Below are 10,571 nucleotides of genomic sequence, written 5' to 3'. Positions count from 1 at the left end.
AATAATAACACAAAATAAAAAATAAAAATATCCTGCAGCAAATAGAGGATCACATAAGTGTACAGTAATCCGGAATACGCCAGAACGACCTTGTTTACGTCCGCCATGCCATCACTCCACGGGGTTGTACGGAAAGCCGAGGAGTCTACCGCCCAAACGCGATAATTTACAGAGGCGCGACAGCTTAAGACGACAAAGCGACAGAATCTGTCGAGGGCGCGACGATGCGCCGCAGGTCAGGACGTCGCTGCGGCGTTGGCGGGTGTGCTGGCCTGAGGGGCCGGAGTCGTCGTCGGCGCGACACGCGCCAGGTGCACGTTGACCCGGCGGTTCTTCGCCCGGTTCGCGGCGTTGGTGTTGGGCACCAGCGGATAGCGCTCGCCGTGGAACCGCACGGTGATCTGCGACTCCTGGATGCCGTTGGCCTTGAAGAAATCCACCACCGCCAGTGCCCGACGGCGCGACAGTTCGCGGTTGGTCAGGCGGTTTCCGCTGTTGTCGGAATGGCCGTCGAGCTCGATGTGGTTGACCGTCGGATCGGCCTTCATGTACTCGAGCATCACTTGCAGCTTGGCCTTGGCGGCGGCGTCCAGCTCGATGCCTTCGCCGGGGAAGCCGATCTGCGATTGCTTGACCTGATCGAAGTTCTGCGGCAACAGCTTCGCCACACAACTCTGGTAATCATTGAACGCCTTGCTGAACTTCACCGGCAGCAACCGCACTTCCGACACCCGGCCATCGCCCGAGGCATGCCGCACCACAGGGCTGCGACCGTCCATCAAGCCACTGATCAGGCGCCCGGCCTGGGCCTGGGAACTGTTGAACAGCACGTTGCCGCTGCCCAGCCTGACCGTGCCCAGGTTGATGTCGTCGCGCCCCGGCTGCCACGGCGCCGCGGCCGCCAGCAGGGTCGCCGAACCACCGCCGAGCATGGCGTTGTAGGCGTTGAGCCGGAACGTCGCCTGCTCGCCGGCCTTGCGCACGAACTGCCCTGAGCCGAAATCGGTGATCGGCTGCGTCAGGCGGCATTCGAACTTGTCGCCTTCGACCGTCCACTCAATGTTCTCCAGACGGGTCTGGTACGTGAGCGCCATCGCGGGAAGGCTGGCAAACACACTGAGCAAGGCTAGATAACGCTGGCGCACGGGAGGCTCCATTGGTTCCTGTTACAAAAGGACCGACACACACATGATTACGGCATACCTGATGTCTATCGGTCGCTTTTCGCAAAACTTGATAGCGAGTGCCTGCAAGAGTCTTTTCCGGTAGCATTCCCTACAGTTTGACCCGCCTGGAATCCCCTCATGTCCGACCGCCTGACCCTGCTGCGTCCCGACGACTGGCACATCCACCTTCGCGATGGTGCCGTGTTGACCAATACCGTTGCGGATGTCGCGCGCACCTTTGGCCGCGCCATCATCATGCCCAACCTGGTACCTCCGGTGCGCAACGCCGCCGAGGCCGACGGCTACCGTCAGCGGATCCTCGCTGCCCGCCCCGCCGGCAGCCGCTTCGAACCGTTGATGGTGCTGTACCTGACCGACCGCACCCAGCCTGAAGAAATCCGCCAGGCCAAGGCCACCGGCTTCGTGCACGCCGCCAAGCTGTACCCGGCCGGCGCCACCACCAACTCCGATTCCGGGGTCACCAGCATCGACAAGATCTTCCCGGCGCTGGAAGCCATGGCCGAAGTCGGCATGCCGCTGCTGATCCACGGCGAGGTCACCCGCGGCGACGTCGACGTGTTCGACCGCGAAAAGATCTTCATCGACGAGCACATGCGCCGCGTGGTCGAGCGCTTCCCGACGCTCAAAGTGGTGTTCGAGCACATCACCACCGGCGATGCCGTGCAGTTCGTCAACGAGGCCTCGGCCAACGTCGGCGCGACCATCACGGCCCATCACCTGCTCTATAACCGCAACCACATGCTGGTGGGCGGGATCCGGCCGCACTTCTATTGCCTGCCGATCCTCAAGCGCAACACGCACCAGGAAGCCCTGCTCGACGCCGCCACCGGCGGCAGCGCGAAGTTCTTCCTCGGCACCGACTCGGCCCCGCACGCCCAGCACGCCAAGGAAGCCGCCTGCGGCTGCGCCGGCTGCTACACCGCCTACGCCGCCATCGAGCTGTATGCCGAAGCGTTCGAACAGCGCAACGCGCTGGACAAGCTCGAAGCGTTCGCCAGCCTCAACGGCCCGCGCTTCTACGGGCTGCCGGCCAACACCGACCGCATCACCCTGGTCCGCGAAGAGTGGACCGCCCCTGCCAGCCTGCCATTCGGCGAGCTGAACGTCATCCCGCTGCGCGCCGGTGAAAAACTGCGCTGGCGCCTGCTGGAGGAACACGCGTGAGTGAAGACCATTTCGACGACGAACTGGACGGTCAGGGTGGCGGCTCACGCCATCCGATGGCAGCGCGCTTTCGCGGTTACCTGCCGGTCGTCGTCGACGTAGAGACCGGCGGCTTCAATTCGGCCACCGACGCGTTGCTGGAGATCGCCGCGACCACCATCGCCATGGACGAAAAGGGTTTCGTGTACCCGGACCACACCTATTTCTTCCGGGTCGAGCCGTTCGAAGGCGCCAACATCGAACCGGCCGCGCTGGAGTTCACCGGGATCAAGCTCGATCATCCGTTGCGCATGGCGGTCAGCGAAGAGACGGCGCTGACCGACATCTTCCGCGGCGTGCGCAAGTCGCTCAAGGCCAACGGCTGCAAGCGGGCGATCCTGGTGGGGCACAACAGCAGCTTCGACCTGGGCTTCCTCAACGCGGCGGTCGCGCGCCTGGACATGAAGCGCAACCCGTTCCATCCGTTCTCCAGCTTCGACACCGCGACCCTCGCCGGCCTGGCCTACGGCCAGACCGTACTGGCCAAGGCCTGTCAGGCGGCCGGCATCGACTTCGACGGCCGTGAGGCGCATTCGGCGCGTTACGACACCGAGAAGACCGCCGAGCTGTTCTGCGGCATCGTCAACCGCTGGAAGCAGATGGGCGGCTGGGAAGACTTCGACGACTGATCGGCGCCGGACAAATCCCGCACACAAAAAAACCGGCCACAGGGGCCGGTTTTTTTGTGCCTCGACGTTGCGCCTTACAGGGCAGCAGCGTTCTCGGTCAGGTAAGCGGCAACGCCTTCCGGCGAAGCGTTCATGCCTTTGTCGCCTTTCTTCCAGTTGGCCGGGCAGACTTCGCCGTGCTCTTCGTGGAACTGCAGCGCGTCGACCAGACGGATCAGCTCTTCCATGTTGCGGCCCAGCGGCAGGTCGTTGACGATCTGCGAGCGCACGACGCCCTTGTCGTCGATCAGGAACGCGCCACGGAAAGCCACGCCACCTTCCGACTCAACGTCGTAGGCCTTGGCGATTTCGTGCTTCATGTCGGCAGCCATGGTGTATTTCACCTGGCCGATGCCGCCGTTGTTGACCGGAGTGTTGCGCCAGGCGTTGTGGGTGAAGTGCGAGTCGATCGAAACGGCGACCACTTCCACGTTGCGCGCCTTGAAGTCGGCCATGCGGTTGTCCAGGGCGATCAGCTCGGACGGGCAGACGAAGGTGAAGTCCAGCGGGTAGAAGAACACCAGGCCGTATTTGCCTTTGATGGCCGAGGACAGGGTGAAGCTGTCGACGATCTCGCCATTGCCGAGTACGGCCGGTACGGTGAAGTCAGGGGCTTGTTTGCCTACGAGTACGCTCATGGATATCTCCTGGTGTATAGACTTGAAGTTCAGGGTCCGGGCCAGCCTGCCACCCTCAGGCGACAGCCCTGTGACACGGATCCTCTTCGCAAGGGGCGACCATCATACACTGCGCGTTTGCCCTGTCCTCAACGGATTTTCACGGCTGTGCCGCCGCAGGGTGAAGGCAACGGGCCATAGATTGCCGTTCGTCAGCCATCCGTCGCCGTGTCAAAAACGCCAGGGAAAGCACTTTGACAATCATTCTCGTTAACATTAAGATCCATCGCAATCGAGTCACCACCAGCGACGGTTATCCCTTATGTATGTTTGCCTCTGCACTGGCGTCACCGACGGACAGATCCGCGAAGCGATCTATGAAGGTTGCTGCAGCTATAAGGAAGTCCGTCAGGCCACCGGCGTGGCCAGCCAATGCGGCAAATGCGCTTGCCTGGCGAAGGAAGTGGTCCGCGAAACCCTGACCAAGCTGCAGACCGCCCAGGCCGCGATCCCTTACCCGGTAGAATTTACCGCCGCATAAATGCCCCCCATTCAAAGAACCGGACATATGTCCGGTTTTTTTATGCCCGAAAATCAATTGCTTAGCGTCTAGACGCAGAACACAAACATTCTTATTCCGATTAATTTTCATATATTATTCAATAACTTAGGTTTGACACCCGTAATTGCCGGGATCAAACTCTGCCTTATATACAGCTATTACAGGGCAGGACTCCCATCATGAAAGGCGACGTTACAGTCATCCAGCATCTCAACAAGATCCTTGCCAATGAGCTGGTCGCGATCAATCAGTACTTCCTGCATGCGCGCATGTATGAAGATTGGGGCCTGAACAAGCTCGGCAAGCACGAGTACAAAGAATCCATCGACGAGATGAAGCATGCGGACAAGCTGATCAAGCGCATCCTGTTCCTGGAAGGCATTCCGAACGTGCAGGACCTGGGCAAGCTGTTCATCGGCGAGAACACGCCGGAGATGCTGGAATGCGACCTGAAGATCGAGCGCACCGGCCATGCCGACCTGAAAGTGGCGATTGCCCACTGCGAATCCGTCGGCGACTTCGGCAGCCGCGAACTGCTCGAAGACATCCTTGAATCCGAAGAGGAACACATCGACTGGCTGGAGACCCAGCTGGGCCTGATCGACAAGATCGGCCTGGAGAACTACCTGCAGTCGCAGATGGGCGAAGACGAGTAATTGACCGCCCGCTGAACGCAAACCGACAAAAAGCCCCGCCCTCTTTCGAGAGGCGGGGCTTTTTGATGGCGCCCGTTTTTCGGCATTGGCCGAAAAACGGGGGCAAGGATCAAGCGTCGGTCTTGGCCGCAGCAGCCTTGGCGGAAGCGTCCTTGATCAGGGTCTGCAACTCACCGTTGGCGAACATCTCAGCCATGATGTCGCTGCCGCCGACCAGTTCACCGGCCACCCACAGCTGCGGGAACGTCGGCCAGTTGGCGTATTTCGGCAGGTTGGCGCGGATTTCCGGGTTCTGCAGGATGTCGACGTAGGCGAACTTCTCGCCACAGCCCATCACAGCCTGCGCAGCTTTCGCGGAGAAGCCACACTGCGGGGCATTCGGCGAGCCTTTCATGTAAAGCAGAATGGTGTTGTTGGCAATCTGCTCTTTAATCGTTTCGATGATATCCATGGAGCACCTCGGCTGAACTTTCCGACTCATGGGTCGGCACGGTGGCGCATTGTAACGGAATCCCGAGCGCACTGCTCGGTCTCCCCGCCGACTTGTTCACGCCGCCGCCACCGTCACCGGCACGCCGTTGAGCGCCGCGTTGCCCGACAGCTCGTCCAGTTGGCACTCATCGGTCAGGTCGTTGGCGCTGGAGCCCGGCTGGCCGCTGGCGATCGCCATCTGCACGCCCGGACGCGCGTGCCCCCAGCCGTGCGGCAGGCTGACCACACCTTTCATCATCTCCAGGCTGCCCAACACCTCGACCTCGATCTGCCCGACCCGCGAACTCACCCGGACCCGTTGCCCGTCGTTCAGCCCCCGCGCCGCGAGGTCGTCCGGGTGCATCAGCAACTGATGGCGCGGCTTGCCCTTCACCAGCCGATGGTAGTTGTGCATCCAGGAGTTGTTGCTGCGCACATGACGGCGCCCGATCATCAGCAACTCGTCGCCGGCCGGCGCCCGCAGCGCGGCAAACCGGGCGAGGTCCGCCAGGATCTGCGCAGGGGCCGCCTGGATCTGCCCGTCGGCGGTCTTGAGGCGCGCCGCCAGATTGGGCTGCAGCGGCCCCAGGTCGATGCCGTGGGGATGGTCGAACAGCGCCGCCAGCGACAGCTTCTGCGCCGACGCATCGCCATACCGCCCCATGCGCAGGCCCATGTCGATCATCTGGGCCGGCGCCATGGTCGGCTTGAGCTCCTTGCCGGTCTTTTCGGCAAAGGCCTTGGCCAGGCCGACGAAGATCTCCCAGTCGTGCAGCGCGCCTTGCGGCTTGGCGAGGATCGCCCGGTTGAAGCGGGTGACGTTGCGCACCGCGAACAGGTTGAACGTGGTGTCGTAGTGATCGTTCTCCAGCGCCGACGTCGAGGGCAGGATCAAGTCGGCGTAACGGGTGGTCTCGTTGATGTACAAGTCGACGCTGACCATGAACTCCAGCCCGTCCAGCGCCTGTTCCAGTTGCCGGCCGTTGGGCGTGGACAGCACCGGGTTGCCGGCCACCGTGATCAGCGCGCGAACCTGGCCCTCGCCTTCGGTGAGCATTTCCTCGGCCAGCGCCGACACCGGCAGTTCGCCGCCGTACTCGGGCCGCCCGGAAACGCGGCTTTGCCATTTGTTGAAGTGCCCGCCGGACGTTGACGCCACCAGGTCCACCGCCGGCTCCGTGCACAGGGCGCCGCCGACGCGGTCGAGGTTGCCGGTCACCAGGTTGATCAATTGCACCAGCCAATGGCACACGGTGCCGAACGCCTGGGTGGAAACGCCCATGCGGCCGTAGCAGACAGCGCTGGGCGCGGCCGCGAAATCCCGGGCCAACTGGCGGATCTGCGGGGCCGGCACCGCGCACAGCGGGCTCATGGCTTCGGCGCTGAACCCCGCCACCGCCGCACGCACGTCATCGAGGCCGCTGACCGGCAGATGGCTGGCGCGGGTCAGCCCTTCCTCGAACAATGTGTTGAGCAGGCCGAACAGCAGCGCCGCATCGCCGCCGGGACGCACGAACAGGTGCTGGTCGGCCATGGCCGCCGTCTCGCTGCGCCGGGGATCGACCACCACCACTTTGCCGCCCCGGGCCTGGATCGCCTTCAGGCGCTTTTCCACGTCGGGCACGGTCATGATGCTGCCGTTGGACGCCAGCGGGTTGCCGCCCAGGATCAGCATGAACGCGGTGTGGTCGATGTCCGGGATCGGCAGCAGCAGACCGTGGCCGTACATCAGATGGCTGGTCAGGTGATGGGGCAACTGATCGACCGAGGTCGCGGAGTAGCGGTTGCGCGTCTTCAGCAGGCCGAGAAAGTAGTTGCTGTGGGTCATCAGCCCGTAGTTGTGCACGCTGGGGTTGCCTTGGTACACGGCGACCGCGTTCTGGCCGTGACGCGCCTGGATGGCCGCCAGCCGCTCGGCCACCAGCGCAAAGGCCCCATCCCACTCGATGGGCAACCATTCGTTGCCGACCCTGCGCATCGGCTGGCGCAGGCGGTCAGGGTCGTTCTGGATGTCTTGCAGGGCCACGGCCTTGGGGCAGATGTGCCCGCGGCTGAAACTGTCCTGGGCATCGCCCTTGATCGAGGTGATCGCGACGGCGCCGTCGGTTTCGGTGGTTTCGATGGTCAAGCCGCAGATGGCTTCGCACAGGTGGCAGGCACGGTGGTGGAGAGTCTTGGTCATGGCCAGTCTCTGTCTTGTTCTGGGCGGACACTAACGGCCGCGGAAACAAGACTATGGCGCGGGTTCCGGCACGCCGCCAGCGACGTTCGTCCTGTGAATCGCCGGCCATCAGGCGAGCCGATGGCGGCGCACGGTCAACTGGACGGCAACTGCGGCGGGGCCTGCAGCTGGATCTCCTGGATGGTTTCGATCTGCTCGTGGGCGACGTGCACGCCGGTCAGTTCGCCGATCAGCCGCCAGTGCTCGTCGAGCCCGGTGCTGATGGTGGCCATGCGGTCGATCATGTGGCGGCCGGCGGCCTTGATCACTTCGTCGTCGCTGCGCAGCAGTTCGAACGACATCGAGGTGACCGACGCCGTGAGATGGGTCAGCGAGCGTGCCGTGTGGCCCAGCAGTTCCATTAAGAGTTGCTCTTTCGATTCCATGCGGAGGCTTCCTGCGTCGCTCGTGATTTATTTATAACCCAGCACTTTGCTTTAGCAAATGTTTCAACCCGACCATTCGACCAAACGGATCGGTGACGCATCGGCCGCAAACCGACCAGGGCTGTGCCATCCCCGCCACGCTTGATTGCCAAGCCCGTCGGCGCCAGTGTAAAAAGGGATCGCTGCCGCCCGTAACCGGCTTGCGCGGCGTGCTTCGGACGGCCGGATTCCCCTGTCGATTCCCGCGAAAACCGTCGCCTATTGGAAAAACGCGACATTTAGTGTCAATATCGCGCCTTCCCCTATTTCGTCGCCCCCGTGCGGCTTACGCCGCAGGTCTCGCCCGTTGTTCCGAAAAACAAGGCTTTGAGCATCTGCGGTCTGTAGCAAAAAGGTAGTCAATGATTAGCGCAAGGAACTATCTATCCCTGATGGATTGCACGCCCGAAGAGCTGGTCAGCGTGATCCGTCGAGGCTTTGATCTCAAGGACCTGCGTAACCGCGGCGTACTGTTCGAGCCCTTGAAAAACCGCGTCCTGGGGATGATCTTCGAGAAGTCCTCGACCCGCACCCGGATCTCCTTCGAGGCCGGCATGATCCAGCTCGGCGGCCAGGCGATCTTCCTGTCGCCGCGCGACACCCAGCTGGGCCGCGGGGAGCCCATCAGCGACTGCGCCATCGTCATGTCGAGCATGCTCGATGCGGTGATGATCCGTACCTTTGCCCACAGCACCCTGACCGAATTCGCCGCCAACTCCCGCGTGCCGGTGATCAACGGCCTGTCGGACGACCTGCACCCGTGCCAGCTGCTGGCCGACATGCAGACGTTCCTCGAGCACCGCGGTTCGATCCAGGGCAAGACCGTGGCCTGGATCGGCGACGGCAACAACATGTGCAACAGCTATATAGAAGCGGCGATCCAGTTCGACTTCCAGCTGCGCGTGGCCTGCCCGGAAGGCTACGAACCCAACCCTGAATTCGTCGCCCGCGCCGGCGACCGCGTGACCATCGTCCGCGACCCGCAGGACGCCGTGCGCGGCGCGCACCTGGTGAGCACCGACGTCTGGACCTCCATGGGCCAGGAAGAGGAGACCGCCAAGCGCCTCAAGCTGTTCGCGCCGTTCCAGGTCACCAGCGCCCTGCTGGACCTGGCCGCCGAGGACGTGCTGTTCATGCACTGCCTGCCCGCCCACCGCGGCGAAGAAATCAGCCTCGACCTGCTTGACGACCCGCGCTCCGTTGCGTGGGATCAGGCAGAAAACCGTCTCCACGCACAGAAGGCCCTGCTCGAGTTCCTCGTCGAACCGGCATATCACCACGCATGAGCCACGAATTACTGCTGAACCTGCGCAACCTCGCTTGCGGCTATCAAGACCAACGCGTGGTGCAGAACCTCAACCTGCACCTCAACGCCGGCGACATCGGTTGCCTGCTCGGCTCGTCCGGCTGCGGCAAGACCACCACCCTGCGCGCCATCGCCGGTTTCGAACCGGTGCACGAAGGGGAAATCCAGCTCGGCGGCGAAACCCTCTCCAGCGCAGGCTTCACCCTCGCGCCGGAGAAGCGCCGGATCGGCATGGTGTTCCAGGACTACGCGCTGTTCCCGCACCTGAGCGTGGCGGACAACATCGCCTTCGGCATCCGCAAGCATCCGCACAAGGAGCGCGTCACCGAAGAGCTGCTGGAACTGGTCAACCTGAAGAACCTGGGCAAGCGGTTTCCCCATGAGCTGTCCGGCGGCCAGCAACAGCGCGTCGCCCTCGCCCGCGCACTGGCGCCGGAGCCGCAGTTGCTGCTGCTCGACGAGCCGTTCTCCAACCTCGACGGCGAACTGCGGCGCAAGCTCAGCCGCGAAGTGCGCGACATCCTCAAGGCCCGGGGCACCAGCGCGATTTTGGTGACCCACGACCAGGAAGAGGCCTTCGCGGTCAGCGACCACGTCGGAGTGTTCAAGGAAGGCCGGCTGGAGCAGTGGGACACGCCCTACAACCTGTACCACGAGCCGGCGACCCCGTTCGTCGCCAGCTTCATCGGTCAGGGCTACTTCATCCGCGGCCAGCTCAGCAGCCCCGAGTCGGTGCAGACCGAACTGGGCGAACTGCGCGGCAACCGCGCCTACACCTGGCCGGTCGGCGGTGCGGTGGACGTGCTGCTGCGGCCGGACGACATCGTCCATGCCCCGGACAGCGCGCTCAAGGCGCGGATCGTCGGCAAGACGTTCCTTGGCGCTTCGACCCTGTACCGTCTGCAACTGCCGACCGGCGCGCAGCTGGAGTCGATCTTCCCCAGCCACGTGGATCATCAGGTCGGGGCCGATGTGGGCATCCGGGTGGCCGCCGAACACCTGGTGCTGTTCCAGGCGTCCGGCAGCACGGCGGCACAGATCCCGGTGGTGGAAAACGGCGTGCGGCGGTACAGCACCGCCCACTGAATCAAGCCAATCCCTTTGCCGGCAGTGCCGGCCCTATCGCTGGCAAGTCGAGTCGTCGCACCGCAGCTCCCACAGGTTTTTGTGGTGTACAGGGATTCTGCGGACACCAGCGATCCCTGTGGGAGCCAGCCTGCTGGCGATGACGGTGGAGCAGCCGCCACAGATGCCG

11 protein-coding genes are annotated in these 10,571 nt (G+C 63.2%); 6 read left to right on the top strand and 5 right to left on the bottom strand.

What is annotated here, in order from left to right; genetic code table 11:
- Positions 1-236: 236 nt before the first annotated feature.
- Positions 237-1,145, bottom strand: coding sequence for an OmpA family protein (locus ACIP0B_RS26790; RefSeq protein ID WP_400837838.1), 909 nt, complete (start codon positions 1,143-1,145; stop codon positions 237-239).
- Between the two features lie 159 nt (positions 1,146-1,304).
- Between ACIP0B_RS26790 and pyrC the strand changes: the two genes are divergently transcribed.
- Both pyrC and rnt read left to right on the top strand, forming a co-directional pair.
- Entirely contained in the window at positions 1,305-2,351 is a 1,047-nt protein-coding gene (gene pyrC / locus ACIP0B_RS26785) for a dihydroorotase (protein WP_085580238.1), read from the top strand.
- Positions 2,348-3,019 carry a ribonuclease T gene (rnt, locus tag ACIP0B_RS26780; RefSeq protein ID WP_400837835.1) on the top strand — a complete coding sequence of 224 codons (672 nt, stop codon included), beginning with the start codon at positions 2,348-2,350 and terminating at the stop codon, positions 3,017-3,019. Before pyrC ends, rnt begins: the two co-directional genes overlap by 4 nt.
- A 74-nt stretch (positions 3,020-3,093) precedes the next feature.
- On the opposite strand, the gene ACIP0B_RS26775 is transcribed toward rnt, so the two are convergent.
- Positions 3,094-3,696: a peroxiredoxin gene (locus ACIP0B_RS26775; RefSeq protein WP_085580234.1), complete on the bottom strand. Its 603-nt coding sequence runs from the start codon at positions 3,694-3,696 to the stop codon at positions 3,094-3,096.
- A 301-nt stretch (positions 3,697-3,997) separates the two neighbouring features.
- On the opposite strand from ACIP0B_RS26775, the gene ACIP0B_RS26770 reads away from it, so the two are divergent.
- The gene (locus ACIP0B_RS26770; RefSeq protein ID WP_003227725.1) at positions 3,998-4,216 is read left to right on the top strand and encodes a bacterioferritin-associated ferredoxin; all 219 of its coding nucleotides are present in this window, start codon (positions 3,998-4,000) and stop codon (positions 4,214-4,216) included.
- 200 nt (positions 4,217-4,416) lie between these two features.
- Positions 4,417-4,893: a bacterioferritin gene (bfr, locus tag ACIP0B_RS26765; RefSeq protein WP_400837831.1), complete on the top strand. Its 477-nt coding sequence runs from the start codon at positions 4,417-4,419 to the stop codon at positions 4,891-4,893.
- 109 nt (positions 4,894-5,002) lie between these two features.
- On the opposite strand, the gene grxD is transcribed toward bfr, so the two are convergent.
- From grxD to ACIP0B_RS26750, 3 genes are all read right to left on the bottom strand, one after another.
- A complete protein-coding gene (gene grxD / locus ACIP0B_RS26760) occupies positions 5,003-5,344 on the bottom strand; it encodes a Grx4 family monothiol glutaredoxin (protein ID WP_085580230.1) in 342 nt (113 codons plus the stop codon).
- Between the two features lie 96 nt (positions 5,345-5,440).
- A complete protein-coding gene (locus tag ACIP0B_RS26755; RefSeq protein ID WP_400837828.1) occupies positions 5,441-7,546 on the bottom strand; it encodes a molybdopterin oxidoreductase family protein in 2,106 nt (701 codons plus the stop codon).
- 134 nt (positions 7,547-7,680) lie between these two features.
- Positions 7,681-7,971, bottom strand: coding sequence for a hypothetical protein (locus tag ACIP0B_RS26750; RefSeq protein WP_400837825.1), 291 nt, complete (start codon positions 7,969-7,971; stop codon positions 7,681-7,683).
- Between the two features lie 404 nt (positions 7,972-8,375).
- On the opposite strand from ACIP0B_RS26750, the gene argF reads away from it, so the two are divergent.
- Both argF and ACIP0B_RS26740 read left to right on the top strand, forming a co-directional pair.
- Entirely contained in the window at positions 8,376-9,296 is a 921-nt protein-coding gene (gene argF / locus ACIP0B_RS26745; RefSeq protein ID WP_400837841.1) for an ornithine carbamoyltransferase, read from the top strand.
- A complete protein-coding gene (locus ACIP0B_RS26740; RefSeq protein ID WP_400837822.1) occupies positions 9,293-10,402 on the top strand; it encodes an ABC transporter ATP-binding protein in 1,110 nt (369 codons plus the stop codon). The genes argF and ACIP0B_RS26740 overlap by 4 nt, the downstream gene beginning before the upstream one ends.
- Positions 10,403-10,571 lie beyond the last annotated feature (169 nt).

It is taken from the genome of Pseudomonas sp. NPDC089534 (assembly GCF_044749305.1).
In the GTDB taxonomy this organism is placed as follows: domain Bacteria; phylum Pseudomonadota; class Gammaproteobacteria; order Pseudomonadales; family Pseudomonadaceae; genus Aquipseudomonas; species Aquipseudomonas ekonensis.
This window is presented reverse-complemented; position numbering and strand designations above follow the sequence as displayed.